At 60.7% G+C, this 17,672-nt stretch carries 17 protein-coding genes; 12 read left to right on the forward strand and 5 right to left on the reverse strand.

The genetic code is table 11. The features are described 5' to 3' along the window. Positions 1-68: 68 nt before the first annotated feature. Positions 69-956, reverse strand: a complete 888-nt coding sequence (locus tag CQ015_RS12910; protein ID WP_105650283.1) for a LysR family transcriptional regulator — start codon at positions 954-956, stop codon at positions 69-71. A gap of 152 nt (positions 957-1,108) precedes the next feature. Between CQ015_RS12910 and CQ015_RS12915 the strand changes: the two genes are divergently transcribed. From CQ015_RS12915 to CQ015_RS12930, 4 genes are read left to right on the forward strand one after another with little or no spacing between them, the layout of a single operon-like run. Then, positions 1,109-2,107: a tripartite tricarboxylate transporter substrate binding protein gene (locus tag CQ015_RS12915; protein WP_258133508.1), complete on the forward strand. Its 999-nt coding sequence runs from the start codon at positions 1,109-1,111 to the stop codon at positions 2,105-2,107. 50 nt (positions 2,108-2,157) lie between these two features. Further along, on the forward strand, positions 2,158-2,730 hold the full coding sequence (locus tag CQ015_RS12920) for a tripartite tricarboxylate transporter TctB family protein (RefSeq protein WP_105650284.1): 573 nt from the start codon (positions 2,158-2,160) through the stop codon (positions 2,728-2,730). A gap of 23 nt (positions 2,731-2,753) precedes the next feature. Beyond that, a complete protein-coding gene (locus tag CQ015_RS12925) occupies positions 2,754-4,283 on the forward strand; it encodes a tripartite tricarboxylate transporter permease (RefSeq protein WP_105650285.1) in 1,530 nt (509 codons plus the stop codon). Continuing rightward, entirely contained in the window at positions 4,280-4,678 is a 399-nt protein-coding gene (locus tag CQ015_RS12930; protein ID WP_105650286.1) for a universal stress protein, read from the forward strand. The genes CQ015_RS12925 and CQ015_RS12930 overlap by 4 nt, the downstream gene beginning before the upstream one ends. 106 nt (positions 4,679-4,784) lie before the next feature. On the opposite strand, the gene CQ015_RS12935 is transcribed toward CQ015_RS12930, so the two are convergent. The 4 genes from CQ015_RS12935 to CQ015_RS12950 all read right to left on the reverse strand — a co-directional run bounded on the left by CQ015_RS12935 (position 4,785) and on the right by CQ015_RS12950 (position 8,699). Beyond that, entirely contained in the window at positions 4,785-5,495 is a 711-nt protein-coding gene (locus CQ015_RS12935; RefSeq protein WP_308727242.1) for a GntR family transcriptional regulator, read from the reverse strand. Positions 5,496-5,555: 60 nt separating this feature from the next. Continuing rightward, the gene (locus tag CQ015_RS12940; RefSeq protein ID WP_105650287.1) at positions 5,556-6,689 is read right to left on the reverse strand and encodes a mandelate racemase/muconate lactonizing enzyme family protein; all 1,134 of its coding nucleotides are present in this window, start codon (positions 6,687-6,689) and stop codon (positions 5,556-5,558) included. A gap of 199 nt (positions 6,690-6,888) precedes the next feature. Next, positions 6,889-7,575, reverse strand: a complete 687-nt coding sequence (locus CQ015_RS12945; RefSeq protein ID WP_105552884.1) for an SDR family oxidoreductase — start codon at positions 7,573-7,575, stop codon at positions 6,889-6,891. Positions 7,576-7,706: 131 nt separating this feature from the next. Further along, complete coding sequence (locus tag CQ015_RS12950) at positions 7,707-8,699, reverse strand: 2-hydroxyacid dehydrogenase (protein WP_105650288.1); 993 nt, start codon at positions 8,697-8,699, stop codon at positions 7,707-7,709. Between the two features lie 269 nt (positions 8,700-8,968). On the opposite strand from CQ015_RS12950, the gene CQ015_RS12955 reads away from it, so the two are divergent. The 8 genes from CQ015_RS12955 (at position 8,969) to CQ015_RS12990 (ending at position 17,660) form a co-directional block, all read left to right on the forward strand. After that, entirely contained in the window at positions 8,969-10,552 is a 1,584-nt protein-coding gene (locus CQ015_RS12955; protein ID WP_105650289.1) for an ABC transporter substrate-binding protein, read from the forward strand. A gap of 61 nt (positions 10,553-10,613) precedes the next feature. Next, positions 10,614-11,648: an ABC transporter permease gene (locus CQ015_RS12960; protein WP_105650290.1), complete on the forward strand. Its 1,035-nt coding sequence runs from the start codon at positions 10,614-10,616 to the stop codon at positions 11,646-11,648. Positions 11,649-11,657: 9 nt separating this feature from the next. Continuing rightward, the gene (locus CQ015_RS12965; RefSeq protein ID WP_105650291.1) at positions 11,658-12,632 is read left to right on the forward strand and encodes an ABC transporter permease; all 975 of its coding nucleotides are present in this window, start codon (positions 11,658-11,660) and stop codon (positions 12,630-12,632) included. Next, positions 12,629-13,696: an ABC transporter ATP-binding protein gene (locus CQ015_RS12970; protein ID WP_308727285.1), complete on the forward strand. Its 1,068-nt coding sequence runs from the start codon at positions 12,629-12,631 to the stop codon at positions 13,694-13,696. The genes CQ015_RS12965 and CQ015_RS12970 overlap by 4 nt, the downstream gene beginning before the upstream one ends. Continuing rightward, complete coding sequence (locus CQ015_RS12975) at positions 13,693-14,769, forward strand: ABC transporter ATP-binding protein (RefSeq protein ID WP_105650293.1); 1,077 nt, start codon at positions 13,693-13,695, stop codon at positions 14,767-14,769. Before CQ015_RS12970 ends, CQ015_RS12975 begins: the two co-directional genes overlap by 4 nt. Positions 14,770-14,943: 174 nt before the next feature. Then, a complete protein-coding gene (locus CQ015_RS12980; RefSeq protein ID WP_105552891.1) occupies positions 14,944-15,261 on the forward strand; it encodes a non-heme iron oxygenase ferredoxin subunit in 318 nt (105 codons plus the stop codon). Then, complete coding sequence (locus CQ015_RS12985; RefSeq protein ID WP_105650294.1) at positions 15,262-16,407, forward strand: NAD(P)/FAD-dependent oxidoreductase; 1,146 nt, start codon at positions 15,262-15,264, stop codon at positions 16,405-16,407. Beyond that, a complete protein-coding gene (locus CQ015_RS12990) occupies positions 16,404-17,660 on the forward strand; it encodes an MFS transporter (protein WP_105552893.1) in 1,257 nt (418 codons plus the stop codon). Before CQ015_RS12985 ends, CQ015_RS12990 begins: the two co-directional genes overlap by 4 nt. Positions 17,661-17,672 lie beyond the last annotated feature (12 nt).

Consider the following 17,672-nt stretch of genomic DNA (forward strand, 5'->3'; position numbering starts at 1 on the left):
AGCGTATGGAGCTAGTGTGATGCCTGTCCAAGCCCATATTTATATTGTTTGATACCCTACGAGCATCATTAACCATGCAGCGAGCCGCGCACTATGTCCACCAGGCGTCCAAGCGCCGGATTGCGGGAGGTCTTGCTCCAGATGGCGTGCAATTGCACGGGATCGTCGGTGACGTCGCCAAGTCGCAGGTAGCTGACCCCGTGCACGCCCAGCAGCTTGGCGCTTTCCGGAACAATCGCGATACCGCGTCCGGCGGACACCAAGGCAATCATGGTGAGGATCTGGCTGACGGTATGGCGCACGTTCTTGTGCTCCACATCGAGCCGGCGGATCACCAGATCGTAGAAGTAGCGCGCCTTGGTCGACGAGTGCATGATCAATGGTTCTTCGCGCAGATCATCAAAAATGAGTTCTCGCTGCAGCAGGTCAAGCCGGTGCCCAGTGGGCACCGCGACAAAGAGCCCCTCGGAAAACAGCAAGGTGGATTCGAAGAGCTTTTCGTCAAAGGGCGGCCGGGCGAGTCCCAGATCCAAATCCCCGTCGAGCAGTGCGCCTACCTGCTCGCTGGTCACCATCTCCACGAGATCGAGATGGACCTCTGGCATTTGTTCGGTGATTTCGGCCAGCAGCGGACCTAAGAGGCTAAAGCCCGACGCGGCGGTGAACCCGATTCGAAGTTCACCGAGCTGGCCCGCGGCAATACGCCGCGCGTTATCCGGGGCCCGTTCGGCGGCAACCACCAGCCGCCGGGCATCGGTGAGGAATGCGTGGCCGGCCGCGGTCAATGAAACGCGGCGGTTATCTCGTTCGAGCAGTTCAACCCCTACCGACCTTTCCAGCTTTTGAATTTGCCGGCTCAGCGGAGGTTGCGTCATATTCAGACGTTCGGCCGCCCGTCCGAAATGCAGCTCTTCTGCTACCGCAACAAAGCTGCGGGCCTGATCCAGAGTGAACACTTGATACCTTTCGGGAATCATTCCATGCATAGTTGACCTTGGACATGCATCATATCTATTTTCTAGGCTGTACCGGAGACCTGATTGGTGAGCTGCCTCACGAGGCCAGCATTAATCGGACTCATACACTCGAAACCATAGGAGATCTTCCCGTGAAAAATCGCATGACTCGACGCACCCTCCTCTCGCTTTCCGCCGCCGGCGCGGCCCTCGCGCTGACCGCCTGTGGCGGCAATGTCGGCGACAGCACGGCCTCCGGCGAATTCCCGAGCGGTCCGGTAACGCTCACGGTGGGCCAGGCTCCCGGCGGTTCCACCGACCTGATTTCCCGCGCTGCTGCGGAAGGCATGGCCGAATCCCTGGGCGTTTCCATGCCCGTGGTGAATAAGCCCGGTGCCAACGGCGCCTTGGCTACTCAGGAAGTAGCGGCCTTGGAAGCCGATGGCCAGAACCTGATCCTGCTCAACGCGTCGCTGATCACCATCACACCGTTGGCGGTTTCGGAAGAAGAAGCCGTCTCCCTCGACGACTTGGATGTGCTCATGGGTCTATCCCAAGACGACTACGTGATGGTCGCCAGCACCGACTCGGGTGTGAAGAGCCTAGAGGACATTAAGAACAGTGACGAGAAGCTTTCCTTCGGCACCACCGGTGTTGGCACCGGTTCGCAGCTGGCCCAGGCGCTGCTCTTGGCGCAGGCTGATATCGCGGGAACCACCGTTCCCTTCGACTCGGGTTCCCCGGCGTTGACCGCCGTTATGGGCAACCAGGTGCAGATCTCCACGATTCAGCTGGGCGAAGCCAAGCCGCAGATCGATGCGGGTACCGTGACCCCGATTGTGATCTTCTCCAAGGAACGCAATGAGTTCCTGCCGGATGTTCCGACCGCCATCGAATCAGGCTATGAAGTTCCCGTATCCCAGTACCGCGCCATCGCAGCGCCTAAGGGCCTGGACGATGAGGCCAAGGATACGCTCGTGGCCTCGATCAAGGACGCGGTGGGCACCGATAGCTACAAGAGCTTCAACGAGCAGAACATGCTCACCCCTCACGAGATTTCGGGCGAAGAGGTTGTCACCGAATGGAATGAACTGGCAGCCAAGTACAAGGACCTGACCGAAGAGCACGGCATCTCGCTGGCAGGTAAGTAACCAGTAGCTACTGGTCCCAACCCGAAAGTGAGTACCAAAGGATGAAAGTTATGGACGCGAAAAAGGCTAAAGAAGCTCGGCCTATTGAGCCGGCTGCCCCGCAGGCTCCGGCGGAGGGTGTCGAGCTTGACGATCTGACACCCGAAGAGCTGGCAGCCCAATGGGAAGCCGAAGCTCCGGAACCAGCTGGACCTATCGCAAACCTGGTTTCGTCCTTGGTGGTTCTCGCGCTGAGCATCGCCGGACTGGCGCTGTCCATCGGGTTGGGGCTGGGGACCCCGGCGGCGCCAGCGGCCGGCATGTGGCCATTTATCGTCACGCTGATTGCCGGTGTGATGGCAATTGCACAGATCATTGTCGGACGCTCCGGAGGCAAGGACGGCGAGAAATTCAGTGGCATGAGCTGGTATGCAGCCATTGGTTTCGGAACGCTGATCCTGATGGTGGTGCTGATGCCGCTGATTGGCTTTGAAGTTCCGGCACTGTTGTTGTGCTTCGTCTGGATGCGCTGGTTGGGTGGTGAACGCTGGAGGTCTGCCACGATCTACTCGATTTTGATTGTCGCCGCCTTCTACGCGATCTTCATCGCCGCCCTCGGCACCACCATTCCCCGACTGTTTTAAGTCGCAAGTAAAGGTATATGCGCATGGAATTCTTCGGACCGGTCATGGACGGCTTCACCGTCGTCTTGGACCCCACTAACCTTCTTTACTGCCTGCTCGGTGTCGTCGTCGGTATGCTCATCGGCGTGCTGCCGGGCCTCGGCCCCGCCGCGACGATCGCGATCCTGCTGCCGATGACCTACGGCGTCGAGCCGGTCACCGCGATCATTATGCTCGCAGGAATTTTCTACGGTGCCCAGTACGGTGGCACCATCACCTCGGTACTGCTTCGCCTGCCCGGTGAAGCAAGCAGCGTGGTCACTGTCTTTGACGGATATGTCATGGCCAAACAAGGCCGGGCTGGTACCGCCCTGGGTATCGCGGCCATCGGTTCCTTCTTTGGCGCCACGGTCTCCATTATCGGGCTGACCTTCCTGGCCCCTCTGGTTGCCAGTTTTGCGTTGGATTTCGGACCACCGGAATATACCGCGCTGGCAATGCTCGGCATCCTGCTGGTTGCCACCATCTCTGGTGGCACGAAAATCAAGGCGATCATCGCCGCCGCGGTTGGCCTGTTCCTGGCCACCGTTGGACGTGATGGATTCACCGGCGCCGAACGTTTCACGTTCGGAAACCTGTCGCTGGCAGACGGCATCGACTTCGTGCCCATCGCCATGGGACTCTTCGGCGTCGGTGAGATCCTCTACAACCTTGAAGAACGCCACCGCGCCGCCACGGCTCCGATGAAGGTCTCAAATGTCTGGCCCAAGGCCAAAGACATCAAAGAGGCTTCGGGAGCTATCGGCCGCGGTTCGGTGCTCGGCTTCTTCCTGGGGATTCTGCCAGGTGGCGGCGCGACTATTTCTTCGCTTGCCTCGTACGCCATGGAAAAGAAAACCGCGAAGGACCCCTCACGATTTGGCAAGGGAGCCATCGAAGGCGTTGCCGGTCCAGAATCGGCAAATAACGCCGCGGCGACCAGTTCCTTCATACCTTTGCTCACCTTGGGCATCCCAGCCAACGCGACCATGGCGATTATTTTCGGTGCGCTATTGATCCAGGGCGTGACCCCCGGTCCGCAGCTGATTAGCAACGACCCAGAACTGTTCTGGGGCGTGGTGAATTCGATGTACATCGGCAATATCCTGCTGCTGATCATGTCCATTCCCCTGATCGGGGTGTTCGTCAGGATCCTGCGCATCCGTGCGGCGATCCTCGCTCCGATTACCGCATTGATCACCCTGCTGGGGGCCTACACGATCCGAAACTCGATGTTCGACGTGCTGCTGGTGGTGCTCTTTGGCGCGCTTGGCTACCTGATGAAGAAGTTCGGCTTTGAACCAGGCCCACTGGTATTGGCCTTCGTCCTGGGCAGCCTGCTGGAATCCAACCTGCGCCGCTCCCTGCTGGTGCTGGAAGGAGATCCCACGGGGTTCTTCACCCGTCCAATCTCTGCAACGCTGCTGGCTCTGTTCATCTTTGTTGCTGTATGGCCAATGATTAAGTCAGCTATCGATAGGCGCAAAAACGGCTCGCTAGCCGCCGCGGTCGCGAAGGAAAAGGAAAACGCATGAGTATCATCGTCGGATACGTTCCCAGCAATGTCGGAGAGGCCGCGGTAGCCGCGGCAATCAAAGAATCGAAGCTGCGCCAGGAGGAGCTGCTGATCGTCAATTCCTCACGTGATGGTTCTTTAGTTGACAAGAACACCGCATCGCCGGAAGATCTGGACAGGGTCCTGGAGTCCGCCGCACAGGCGGGAATCGAGGCTCGGGTGCTCGAATCGACCTACCGTGACGATCTCACCGAAGAGTTCCTGGGACTGGCGGACGAGCACCAGGTGTCACTGATCGTCATTGGGCTTCGCCAGCGTTCGCAGGTGGGGAAGTTCATCATGGGTTCCCAAGCGCAACGCATCTTGCTCCAGGCCCAACACCCGGTGCTTGCGGTGAAGGTGGAGCAAACGTAGCAAGCGCTTCTCAGTAGATAATTCAAGGCCGCAGCTATCCCGAAAATCCGGGATAGCTGCGGCTTTGATGCTGTGGCAGGCAGCGTCGAGGCTGCCCAGATGCCTGCTAGTTGCCCTCGGAAATTCCAGATTCAAGGTCCAGCCGATGCAACGAGTTCGCGAGGTGCATGCGCATGGCGGCGCTGGCGGACAACTGGTTTCCGGAGGCAATGGCCGCTCGGATTGCTTCGTGTTCCTCAGCGACGCGTTCCAGGCGCGGGGCAAGCTTGCCGTCGGGGATCGAGAAGCGCTGGCGTGGCATGGCGATCATTGCCGGACCGAAGAGCTCTACCGCTTGCACGAAGTATGGGTTCGCGCTGGCGCGAGCGACCGCCAGATGGAATTCGTAGTCACAGCTCATGGCCTGGGCGGCGTTGGGGCCGGCGGCGCGGAAAGCGGCCAACGCCGAATCCATGTCCGTGAGATTCGCTGAGGCAGAGCGGCTTGCGGCATTTGCCGCCGCTTCGGATTCAAAGCCCATGCGGAACTCGATCAGCTGACGGCGTTCGGCCAGGGTACGCGGCACGCGTGCCTGGGCCGAGGCATCCTCTGCCGGGGGAGTCAGCGCGAAACTGCCTGCGCCACGGCGCGTATGCACCAGCCCCTCGGCTTGCAGCCGGGTGATGGCCTCGCGGACCACGGTGCGCGAGACGCCGTGGTCGGCAATCAGCGTATTCTCGCTGGGAAGCTTGTCGCCGGGGGCGATTGCCCCGGAGCTGATCCGCTCACGAAGGTGCTGGACCAGGGTGGTGGTCAGATTCGGTTTCATGCTCTCCATAGGTCAAGAATAAGCGCCGGGGCACCTCGATGAGATGTCCCGGCGCTTATTGCGGTTTCTTTAGGCCCGGCCGAATTCCACAGTTTCGGTGGTCCAGGCGCGTGCCTGGTCGCTGAAGCTGAATCCCAGACCCGGGCGGTTCGGCACGATCATGCGGCCGTCTTTGGTCTCGAGGCGTTCATTGAACAGCGGATCCAACCAGTCGAAATGCTCCACCCACGGTTCGCGTGGGTAGACGGCTGCCAGATGCAGGTGGATTTCCATGGCGAAGTGCGGTGCCAGATCCAGTCCAGCCTGATCGGCTAGCGTCGCCAGACGCAGGAACTGGGTGATGCCGCCGACGCGTGGAGCGTCGGGCTGAATGATGTCGCACGCACGGGCGGAGATCAGGCGCTCGTGTTCGGCCACCGAGGCAAGCATCTCGCCGGTGGCGATGGGGGTATCCAGTGCGGCGGTCAGCGCCGCATGCCCCTCGGCGTCATAGGCGTCCAATGGCTCTTCGATCCACACCAGGTCGAATGCTTCGAGCTTGCGGCCCATGCGCAGGGCAGTGGCGCGGTCCCACTGCTGATTTGCATCCACCATCAGCGGGAAGTCCGCCCCGATGTGCTCACGCACGGCAGCGACGCGGCGCAGGTCTTCGGCGCTGTCGGGCAGCCCGACCTTGATCTTAATGCCGCCGATACCCTCGGCAATGGATTGAGTCGCACGGTCCTTGACCTCTTCGATGCTTGCGTTCAGGAATCCACCGGAGGTGTTGTAGGTGCGGACCGAATCGCGGTGCGCGCCTAGGAACTTGGCCAGCGGCAGCCCCGCGCGCTTGGACTTCAGGTCGTAGAGCGCGATGTCCAAGGCCGCCAGTGCCTGGGTGGCGACACCCGAACGACCCACCGAGGCGCCGGCCCACAGCAGCTTGGTGTAGAGCTTGGCGATGTCGTTGGGGTCCTCGCCGATCATGGTCTGTGCGACTTCCTTGGCGTGTGCGTACTGCGCGGGGCCGCCGGCTCTCTTGGAGTAGGAGAAGCCAAGGCCCTCGTGGCCCTGCTCGGTGGTGATTTCCGCGAAGAGGAAGACCACTTCGGTCATCGGCTTCTGGCGTCCGGTGAAGACCTTGGCATCCGAGATCGGTGTGGCCAGGGGAAGCCGTGCGGTAGAAAGCTTGACGTGGCGAATGGCATCTGGTGTGTAGCTCATGAGTTTTGAACTCCTATTGGGAAAGTGCCCTGCGCGGGCCCTGCATGTAACTTATATTATAAGTTAAGGAGTTGTGACACAAGTGGTTCTGCTGGGATTCTGCAACCAGATCTGCCGCGGTGCCGACCGCAGTCACCAAGATTAAAGTGAAAGACCGCCCGGAGCATCCGAGCGGTCTTTCGTGGAGGGGAGGCTTGGGCTAGCCGATGGCTTCAGCGATCGGGGTCGACCCATCGTAGAAATTAACCGTTCGGCGAGTCGCCGCATCCTTGGCCAGCACGTGCGTGATGACCTCGGCGACGTTCTCTCGCGAGGTGTTGGATTTCCCATCCAGCACGGCGCGACCCTGGATCTTGCCTTCTGCGTCGGCCAGGACGATTTGCCCGGTGGACGAGTCGAGGGTCAAGGCGCCCGGTCCGAGGATCGTGTAGTCCAGATCGGTGCCGCGCAGATACTCATCTGCGTCGTGCTTGGCCTTAGCGTAGCCGAAGAACGAATCTTCCGGATCGAGGGTGTCCACGTCCACCGCAGCGCGTGAGTATGAAACCATCACAAAGCGCTTCACTCCAGCCTGCTGCGCTGCCTGCATGGTGCGCACGGCAGCCTGGTAGTCCACCGCAAGGGTGCGTTCGGGATTGCCGCCGCCGGCTCCGGCGGAGAAAACAACGGCCTTGGCGCCGGCAAACTGCCGAGCGAGGCTGTCCACGTCGGCCTGCTCGATGTCGAGCACGACCGGAGTCGCGCCAAGCGCGGTGATTTCTTCTGCATGGTCCGGATTGCGGATCACGGACTCGACTTCCAGTCCCTGACGTGCAAGTTTGGGCGCCGCGAGAAGGGCGATCTTCCCGTGTCCGCCAAGAATGACTACTCGATTTGTTTCGGCCATATTCTGCTCATTTCTCCTCGGTTGTCGTCTTAGGCACAACGCGAAGTCGTGCTGCGATATTCCAGCCTCAGCAGTTTGAGTCTTCCACTCTTCTCACGCGGTGCCGCCGGAGCGCTGGAAAGCAGGCCGCGTCAGGAGATTGGGGTGACGAGCGAACCGTCTGCCAGATAGGAACGCAGGTTATCCAAGGTCATCGCCGCCATATCTGCGCGCGTCTCGTGCGTTCCGCTGCCCAGGTGCGGCAGCAGCACAACGTTATCCAGCGCAAGCAGCGCTTGCGGGACGGTCGGTTCCTTGGCGAAGACGTCCAACCCTGCGCCCGCAATCAGGCCATTTTGCAGGGCATGGACAAGCGCTGCTTCGTCCACCACGCTGCCGCGCGCAATATTGATCAGGAAGCCTTGCGTTCCAACTTTCGACAGGACCTCGCCGTCCACCAGATTGGCCGATTCCGGGCCGCCTGCCGCCGCGACGATCAAGACATCGGTGGCCGCGGCGAGCTCGGCTGCGGAGCCGTGGAAGGTATAGGAAACGCCGGGCTTTTGCGAACGGTTATGATAGTGGATTTCACACCCAAATGCCTCCAAGCGTGTGGCGATTGCCTGCCCGATTCGGCCAAGGCCGAGGATGCCCACGCGTTTGCTGCTGGCCCTGGTGGCCAGCGGGAAATTCTCTCCCTTGCCCCACGTTCCATTGCGGACAAATCGCTCGGCTGCACCCAATGAGCGAAGCGTGCTCAAGTACAAGCCCAGCGCGGTATCCGCCACGCAGTCGGTGAGAACCTCTGGAGTGTTGCTGATCGGGATGTTGCGCTGTGCGGCCTGGGAGAAGTCGGTGGCATCGTAGCCCACGCCGAAATTGATAACCGCTTCCAGATTGGGCAAGCGGCTCATCAGTTCGGTATCGACGCCGATCTTGCCCGAGCATACGGCGATGCGGATCGCATCCGCGTGCACTTGAAGGAAAGTGTCGCGCTCGGCGCCGGCCGCGGGAAGGATCAGCGAATCGAATTCTTCGGCAAGCGCCTTCGCGACGGTGGGGTTCACCGGGCCGACGCGCACGATGGCGTTCCCGGTGATTGCGGTGGTGTTGCGCGATGCGGACGCGCTGGTATCTGTGGGCATAACTGCATCGTAGGAACTTTCAACGATTCAAGTCCAACACGCAGATTGGATAGATCTATGCCCTTACGGTATCAGTGAGGATCCAGGCGCGAAATGTAGCGCATGTCACATTTGATACTTGCCGGTAGGCACCAGTGATCCTTCTCTTTGGCCATGACGCGGGCCGGTCATCCCTTGACCGGCCACCGGCCGCAGTCAAAACTTTGGTACGAACAAGGCTAGTTTTTCGCACTGGCCGCACCCGCACTCGTACGTCGAAGGAAACAACGATGACTAACTCCCCGCACACCGCACCACGAGCTCGGCGCATCTCCATGGCAGTGGCCGCCGGCGCCCTGCTGAGCACCACGGCGCTGGCCGGTTGCTCGGTGGCCAATTCCGAAGATTCCACCAGCGGCTCGCAGGCGGCCGTTGCCGGCGACACCCTCCGGATCGTGCTGCAGCAGGAGCCTCCCACGCTTGAGGCCTGCGAATCGAATCTGACGAGCACCGGCGTGGTGGTCCGTTCGACCATCACCGAGCCGTTGATCGAACGCAATCCCTCCACCGGAGAACTCGAACCGAAACTCGCCACCGAATGGTCCAGCGAGGACGACACCACCTGGACGCTGAAGCTTCGCGAAGGTGTGAAATTCCACGACGGATCGGACTTCACCGCAGAAGATGCCGCGGCGACCATAAACCGCGCCGTCAACTCGGATTTGGGCTGCAATGTTGAAGGCTATGTCTTTGGCGACGATGACTTGGACGTCAAGGTGGTGGATGACAACACGGTGGAGGTCACCGCCTTGAAAGCGGACCCGATCCTGCCGCTGCGCTTGTCCTTCCTCGAAGTCGTCCCCGCGGAAACTTCGACCACCGAAAAGGTACGCGAACCCATCGGAACCGGTCCGTACAAGCTCGATGCATGGAATGCCGGTCAAAGCATCGATGCCTCGGCTTTTGCCGAGTACTGGGGCGAGGCCCCGGCCTTTGCCAAGGCGAACTACCAGTGGCGCTCCGAGGGAAGCGTGCGAGCTGCCATGATCACCTCCGGGGAAGCCGACATCGCCACCGGGCTGAGCCCCGAAGACAGCATCGGGGATCTAGGCGTCTCCTATCCGAACAATGAGACCGTCGCTTTGCGCATGCACGCGGACAAGGCACCATTTGATGACATCCGGATCCGCCAGGCGGTGAACTATGCCATCGACAAAGAAGCCATCGTCGCCTCGCTCTACGGCGGGCGCGACAAGGCCGCGGCCCAACTCGTGCCCGAAGGCGTCGTGGGGCACAGCGAATCCCTGCCGGTTTGGGAGTACAACCCCGAAAAAGCCAAGTCCTTGGTCGCAGAGGCAAAGGACGACGGCGTGGAAACCTCGGCGCAGATCAACATGATTGTGCGCACCGCACAGTTCCCGAAGATCGAGGAATTGGGGCAAGTCATCCAGGAGCAGCTTTCCCAGGCGGGGCTCAACGTGAATCTGAAGATGCTTGAGACCAGCCAGCATCTGACTTACCAGGTCCGGCCGTTCCCCACGGACGAGGACGGCGCCATCATGCTGATGACCCAGCACGGGAACCAAGCCGGTGACGCAGCCTTCACCGTTGACCAGTACATGACATCCAAGGGAGCCCAGTCGGCCTTCGGAACCCCGGAGCTGGATGAACTCATCGACACGGCGGATGCCGCCACCGGCGAGGACCGCCAGGCGGCCTTCGAAAAGGTCTTCCAGTACCAGAATGACGAGGTCGTGCAATTCGCCCATATTGCGCATCAGACGGGCATGCTCGGCATTGCCGGGACCGTGAGCTACGAACCGAACTCATCCTCGGGTGACGAGCTGCGCTTGGCCGAAGTCACCGCGAAGTAAGCATCCGATGCTGTTGAAGTGGAACAGATAATGACGAAAATTACTGAAGGTACACGGTCACATGTTCACCTATCTGCGTAAAAGGATTATCTCCTCTGGCCTGCCGTTGCTGGTTGTCATCGTGGGCGTTTTCGCACTGGCCCGGATGACCGGCAACCCGGCGGCGCTCTACCTGCCGTTGAATGCCACCGAGGCCATGCGAGAGGACTTCGCGGTCCGCAACGGACTTGACCAGCCGATCTGGGTGCAAATGGCACAGTATTTCGGCGGAATTCTCCGTTTGGATTTCGGCGAATCGATGCGCACCGGTGAAAGCGCGGGCGCCATGGCGTTGCGGGCTTTCCCCGCAACGCTGCAGCTGGCCGGCACCACGATGGCCCTCGCGATTGTGCTGGCGGTTATTGTGGGTTCCGCCGCGGCGCTGAAGCCCAACGGCATTTTGGACAGATTCTCCAGCTTCCTGTCCATGACCGCCGCGTCCATCCCAGATTTCTGGCTCGCGATCGTAGGAATCTGGGTGTTCGCCATCACGCTCGGCTGGGTTCCTACCTCCGGGGTGGTGGGCATGGCGGCCTGGGTGCTGCCGGTGGCGACATTGGTGATGCGACCCTTCGGCACGTTGGTCCAGGTGGTCCGCGGAGCCATGGTCTCTTCACTGTCTGAACCGTATATCAAGCTGGCGCGCGCCAAGGGTGCAACCCAATATCGGGTGGTCGGAGCGCATGCATTGCGCAATGCCGCTGCCCCGGGGCTCACCGTCGCCGGTGACCTGACGGTGGGACTGGTCAATGGCGCGGTGGTGGTGGAGACCATTTTCGGTTGGCCGGGCATTGGCAAGCTGATGATCGACTCCATTCTGCAACGGGATTTCGCGGTGCTCCAGGCCTGTGTGCTGCTGACCGCGGTGGCGATCTTTGTCCTGAACATCCTGATCGATATCGGCTACGCGCTGCTGGATCCGAGGGTTCGACCCAGCGCCGGGGCGCGCAAGCGCCGCAAGGCGCGAGTCGAGCACCGTGGACAGCAAAACGGTCCAAAAGCACCCACCACCCCAACTACTACCGGCTCGGCGGCGACCGCCGTGCTCGACGCTTAGGGGATAGCCATGACACAAATCCAAGATCAGCCGGTGCCCGGCAAGACGGTTAAGGCATCGGTCGCCCAACGACTGGGGCGGCCGAGCATGCTGAGCATGCTGCTGCGCGATAAATTTGCCACCGTAGCCGCGGTAATTCTCGGCTTCGTCCTGCTGACTGCGGCTTTCGGGCCATCCCTGATGGGTGAACTGGCCACCAATCAAGATCTGATGTTCATGAATAAGGCGCCATTTGATCCGGCAAATGGCTGGGCCTATATTCTGGGTTCGGATTCGCTGGGCCGTTCCATGCTTGCCCGGATGGTTGTCGCGACCCAGACCACATTGCTGGTCGCCGTTCCTGCGGTGCTCGTTGCCCTCGTCCTCGGTTCGCTCTGGGGAGTTTGGGCGGGCTATCACCGCGGCCGGCGCGAAAATATCTCAATGCGCCTGGCGGACATCATCATGTCCTTTCCCTCGTTGCTGCTTGCCGTAGTTGTTCTTTTTGTTTTCAGCCCGTCGGCTGCAAATATTGTGCTAATTCTGGCGATCACCCGCATCCCGATCTACATGCGTACCGCACGGGCCGAATCTGCCGAGCTGCAGTCGCGCACCTTTGTGGACGCGGCGCGGACCTTCGGAACCAAACCCAACTCGATTATCGTGCGGCATGTGATCCCGGTCGTCACCCCGACCCTGCTGACCCTGGCGACCCTGGAATTCTGTTTCGTAATGCTCGCCGAATCCTCGCTGTCATTCCTGGGGATCGGCATCCAGCCACCAGACGTTTCCTGGGGGCTGATGGTCGCCCAAGGACGCCAGTACCTGCAGACCGCCTGGTGGCTTTCGATCCTTCCGGGGCTTGCCATTGTGATCACCGCGGTGGCCGCGAACGTGCTGGCCGCATGGATGCGCATTGCCACCGATCCGGCCCAACGCTGGCGACTGACGTTGGATAAGCAGACAAAGAAGGACCTCACCGCAGTAATCAAGGACGCGAAATGATGACCGAGATGCTTGAACCGACAGCGCAATCAGATCCGCCTACCGACACGGTGCTCGAAGTCACCGGACTCGACGTGGACATACGCACTCCGCAGGGAACCGTGAGAGTGGTCAGCCAGGTGAGTTTCGCCGCGCGGCGCGGCCAGACGCTAGCCCTGCTGGGCGAGTCCGGGTGCGGGAAATCGATGACCGCCAAGGCCATTGCCGGGCTGCTCGACCCGGTGGCCTCCGTCGCCGGCGGCACCGCGGTACTCGATGGCCAAGACCTGAACCAGATGAATCCGAAACAGCGCCGGGCGGTCGCCGGCCCCGGGCTGGGTATCGTCTTCCAAGACGCGCTGACCGCACTGAATCCGGTCTATACCATTGGCACTCAGCTGGGGGAGGCGTTCCGCATCCACCGTGGGGCCAGCAAGAAGCAGGCCAAAGCCGAGGCGATCGACCTGATGCGCCGGGTAGGCATACCGGAACCCGAAACCAGAGTGAACTCCTACCCGCACCAGTTCTCCGGGGGCATGCGCCAGCGCATCCTGATCGCGATGGCCGTCGCGCTCAGTCCGCAGTTGCTGATCGCCGATGAGCCCACCACCGCTCTGGACGTGACGGTGCAGGCGCAAATCATGTTGTTGCTGCGTAAATTGCGTACCGAACAGCAGATGGCGGTTGTGCTCATTACCCACGACCTCGCGGTGGTGGCGGAAGAAGCCGACGAGGTGTGCGTGATGTATGCCGGAAACGTCGTTGAGCAAGGCAGCGTCGACAAGGTGTTCTCTCACCCCACCCACCCATACACCAAGGGGTTGCTCGAGTCGGTGCCGACCGATGCGCAGCGCGGCGAAGGGCTGTCTTCGATTCCGGGCAGCCCTCCGGAACTAACCAAGATTCCTGCCGGGTGCGTCTATCAGGATCGCTGCCCGCTGGCGAGTGCTATCTGCCGTCAAGAGCGCCCGCTGCTGCGGGACACGGCAGATGGACAACGCGCGGCGTGCCACTTCGCCGAAAAGGTGTCAGCGGCCAAGACCGGCAACGATGATGCCAACAACGTCAAGGAGGAAATCCGATGAGCACTTCGCCTAGTATGAGCCCCGAGAACGTGCTGGAGGTCAAGGACTTGTCCAAGACCTTCCACGTATCGGCCGGGGCCGCCGGAAGCAAAGAGCTACGGGCCCTGGACGGCATTAATCTCCATGTACGCCAGGGCGAAACCCTTGGGCTGGTCGGAGAATCGGGGTGCGGCAAGTCAACGCTTGCCCGCACCCTGATGATGCTGGAGACTCCGGATACGGGGACTGTGCGCTTTGAAGGGCAGGACCCCTTCGCCCTGCGGGGCAAGGAATTGCTTACCTGGCGACGCCGAGTGCAAATGGTATTTCAAGACCCTTTCGCCTCGCTTAATGCCCGCATGACCGCGGGGCAAATCATTACGGAGCCCTTTGCAACACACAAGGACCTGTATCGAGGAACCGCGGCCAAGAACAGAAGGCTGAATGAACTGCTGGATCTGGTGGGGCTGCGCGCAACAGATGCCGCCAAGTCTCCGCAGGAATTTTCCGGAGGACAGCGGCAGCGCATTGGGATTGCCCGGGCGCTGGCTTTGGACCCCGACCTGATCATCCTTGACGAGCCGGTCTCTGCCCTGGACCTCTCGGTACAAGCGCAGGTGCTCAATCTGCTCAACGATCTGCAGCAGGAGTTGGGCGTGAGTTACATCTTCATTTCCCACGATCTGTCGGTGGTTCGGCACGTCACCGACCGGGTCGCGGTCATGTATTTGGGCCGGATCATCGAATCTGGATCCACCGAGCAGGTCTTCGACGCGCCTCTTCATCCGTACACCGCCTCGTTGATGTCCGCGTCGCCGAAGCTTGATCCCGCTAAACGTCCGGCCAGGCGAATCGTGTTGCAAGGCGAGCTGCCATCACCGCTGGATCCACCGTCGGGGTGCCGCTTTCGCACGCGGTGCTGGAAAGCACAACCCATTTGCAGCGCAGAGCGGCCAGAAAAGATGACTAGAAATGACTCTGGTCAAGTCAGCTTGGGGATGCCCGGAGTCGGACCGGGCGCCGGAGCGCATGTGGCCGAATGCCACTTTCCTGTGGCTGATCCCTCCGAAGCGGGACTAATTCCTGCAGGTTAAACCGGCACTCGATGCACGCTGCTGGAGGCCGTGCCGGCGCTGCATGTCACGGCCTCCAGCAAGCCAGCGCGTAGCAGGCCAGATTGCATTGCATCATAGTGGCCTGCCAGATAGGTGAGTGAGGGGCGAAAGTGACAAGATGGTTCCAGACGTGTTCAACAACAAGGAGTCATCGTGAGCTACCAAGTCGGTCCCGCAGAACAGATTTCCAGAGGAGACGCTCTGCTGGTCCCCGCCAGTGACAGCGGCGCCAGCGAAGACATTGCGATTTTCCATGCAGCAGACGGCAATTTTTATGCATTGCAGGACGAATGCCCCCATGAGATCGCTTCGCTCTCCGACGGTTGGGTCGAAGGGTGCGAGGTTGAATGCCCATTGCACGCCTCCACCTTCGATTTGAAGAGCGGAAAGGTGCAGTGCCTTCCCGCCACCGATGACGCGCGCACCTACAAGGTTGCGGTAGTTGACGGGAATTTGGAGCTAGATATCTAAATGCCGTCAGTTCATATTGTCGGCGGTGGCGTTGCCGGATTTACCCTTGCGCGCGAATTGGTCAACAAGGGATATTCCGGAAGCATCAAGATCAGTGACCCCGAGGGGCTTCCCTATGACCGGCCACCGCTAAGCAAGTCGCTGCAGCGTGAGCACTTTGTTCCGCTCTCGTGGTTCGAGGAACATGGTGTGGGGCTGGTCCAGGAATCGGTCACCGAACTGAGCGTACCCACGGAGCCGGACGATTGGGTGGTGCTCGCCACCGGCACCACTCCCAACAAGCTTCAGGTGCCAGGCGCAGAATACGCGCGCAGCCTGCACAGCGGAGAAGACGCCGTTTTTCTGTCGTCGATGCTGGAAGATGGAATGTTCGGCCAACGAGTCCTCGTCATCGGCGCCGGACTGGTCGGTGCGGAGTTCGCCGCCACCGCAAAAATGCTCGGAGCGCAGGTGACCCTCGTGTCCAGCTCTTCGGCTCCGCTGTCCAAAGTCTTGGGCACAGACATGGCAACGGCGCTGCATGCCGAGCATTCCCGCCGCGGGATTACCTCGATGACGGGGGCGGTGACCGAGCTCGGTCCGACGCACGCGATGGTTTCCGGTCGGCGGATCGATGCAGAAATCATCGTTGCAGCAATCGGTGTCACCGCCGAAACCACGCTCGCAGCGGATATGGGGTTGGAAATCAACGACGGGATTGTTGTCGATGAATCCCTGCGCACCACCAGTCAGCGGCAGGTCCTTGCTATTGGGGACGCCGCGCGCATGGTTCAGCGGCCTCGTGCGGTGCACTGGGAAGCCGCCATGGAGGATGCAGCCATCGCTGCCGCAACCATCATGGGCACCGAAGCAACCGCACACTCGGTTCCCTGGTTCTGGTCTGACCGCCACGACAGCCACGTCGAAACGGTGGGGGACTTCGGCAAGGCAAGTCGAACCATTTCGCGGTTGAACCGGCGCGGCCAGCTGCAGGTACTCTTTGGTTTGGACGAGTCCGGAAGCCTGATCGCCGCATCAATGGTCGATGGCGGGCTGATGTCCAAGGCAGTTAAACGACTTATTGCCCGAGGCGTGACCCCGAGCATTGAAGAACTACGAGACCCACTGGTCGGTCCTCGCGACCTTGGACGGCAGGACCGAACATGATCACAGAACGTAATTCGCGGTTGCCCGAAGCTCTTCGCGTTCCGACGAAGCGCGTAGGAGCCGGATGGATAGCCGCGGTCGTCATTGTCCATATCGGCATCAATGTCGGATTTTTCGCGCCGATTCAGGTGCTGCTTGGCCTGCACGCCGAACAGCTGGACGCCAGCCAGAAAAACGCCATTCTTTCGCTGGTCACCGGTGTGGGCGCGGCGGTGTCGCTGGTTGCCAACCCGTTATTCGGTGCCTTGAGCGACCGGAGCACCTCGAAATTTGGCCGACGCGTCCCGTGGGTGATGTGTGGAACCGTCTTTGCCGCGCTGGCATTGCTCTTGATGTCCACCGCGCAGACGGTGACCATGCTGGTAATCGGCTGGGCGTTGATGCAGGCAGCCGGCAACGCGGCACTGGCCGCGATCTTCGCGGCCATCCCGGATAAGGTGCCGGTGGAACAACGCGGACTGGTCGGTGGACTGGTAGCACTGGGCCAGACCTGTGGTTCGCTTATTGGTGCGGTCATCGGCATGGTGGCCGCCTCGAACCTGGTTTTCGGCTATGCCATGGTCGCTACTGCGGTGGCGATCTGCGCCATTCCATTCGTATTGATGCGCCAGGACGTGCCGTTGCCCAAGGGAACGCTGGAACCGTTGAAACTCTTGGAATTCATCAAGAGCTTCTGGATCAACCCCCTGCAGTACACCGATTTCGGGTGGGCCTGGCTGACTCGATTCCTGCTGTATCTGGGCAGCCAACTATGTTTGGTATATCTGCTCTTCTTCTTGCAAGACGAACTGCATCATCCGGAACCAGCCACCGGGGTGCTGGTGCTGACCGCCATTTACGCCTTCTGCGTGATCTTCTCCTCGGTGATATCTGGACGCTTGTCAGATCGGGATGGGAAGCGCAAGAAGTATGTAATCATCTCCTCGGTCATCGTGGCCATTGCTGCCCTCACGCTGGCTTTCGCCTCTTCCTTTGGCACCGCAATCATTGCCGCGGTACTGCTGGGCATTGGTTTCGGAGCCTACCTAGCGGTGGATTTTGCCCTGCTAACCCAGGTCCTTCCGCATGAAGACTCACGGGGCAAGGATCTGGGCATGATCAATATTGCGAACTCCCTGCCTCAGGTCGTAGCCCCGCTTGTCGCTTGGCTGTCGGTGACTTGGTTCGGCGGATATTCAACCTTGTTCATCTGCTCCGCGGTGATCAGCCTCGTAGGTGCCGTACTGGTCACGAAGATCAAAAGTGTCCCGTAGCGGTAAATGACA

This window comes from Arthrobacter sp. MYb221 (assembly GCF_002979835.1).
Lineage (GTDB): Bacteria > Actinomycetota > Actinomycetes > Actinomycetales > Micrococcaceae > Glutamicibacter.

Coding starts and splice junctions, on each gene's coding strand:
- CQ015_RS12955 (WP_105650289.1), top strand. CDS start 8,969: ATGACTAACTCCCCGCACACCGCACCACGAGCTCGGCGCATCTCCATG.
- CQ015_RS12935 (WP_308727242.1), bottom strand. CDS start 5,495: ATGGAGAGCATGAAACCGAATCTGACCACCACCCTGGTCCAGCACCTT.
- CQ015_RS12985 (WP_105650294.1), top strand. CDS start 15,262: ATGCCGTCAGTTCATATTGTCGGCGGTGGCGTTGCCGGATTTACCCTT.
- CQ015_RS12940 (WP_105650287.1), bottom strand. CDS start 6,689: ATGAGCTACACACCAGATGCCATTCGCCACGTCAAGCTTTCTACCGCA.
- CQ015_RS12965 (WP_105650291.1), top strand. CDS start 11,658: ATGACACAAATCCAAGATCAGCCGGTGCCCGGCAAGACGGTTAAGGCA.
- CQ015_RS12960 (WP_105650290.1), top strand. CDS start 10,614: ATGTTCACCTATCTGCGTAAAAGGATTATCTCCTCTGGCCTGCCGTTG.
- CQ015_RS12930 (WP_105650286.1), top strand. CDS start 4,280: ATGAGTATCATCGTCGGATACGTTCCCAGCAATGTCGGAGAGGCCGCG.
- CQ015_RS12950 (WP_105650288.1), bottom strand. CDS start 8,699: ATGCCCACAGATACCAGCGCGTCCGCATCGCGCAACACCACCGCAATC.
- CQ015_RS12920 (WP_105650284.1), top strand. CDS start 2,158: ATGGACGCGAAAAAGGCTAAAGAAGCTCGGCCTATTGAGCCGGCTGCC.
- CQ015_RS12945 (WP_105552884.1), bottom strand. CDS start 7,575: ATGGCCGAAACAAATCGAGTAGTCATTCTTGGCGGACACGGGAAGATC.
- CQ015_RS12970 (WP_308727285.1), top strand. CDS start 12,629: ATGATGACCGAGATGCTTGAACCGACAGCGCAATCAGATCCGCCTACC.
- CQ015_RS12990 (WP_105552893.1), top strand. CDS start 16,404: ATGATCACAGAACGTAATTCGCGGTTGCCCGAAGCTCTTCGCGTTCCG.
- CQ015_RS12925 (WP_105650285.1), top strand. CDS start 2,754: ATGGAATTCTTCGGACCGGTCATGGACGGCTTCACCGTCGTCTTGGAC.
- CQ015_RS12975 (WP_105650293.1), top strand. CDS start 13,693: ATGAGCACTTCGCCTAGTATGAGCCCCGAGAACGTGCTGGAGGTCAAG.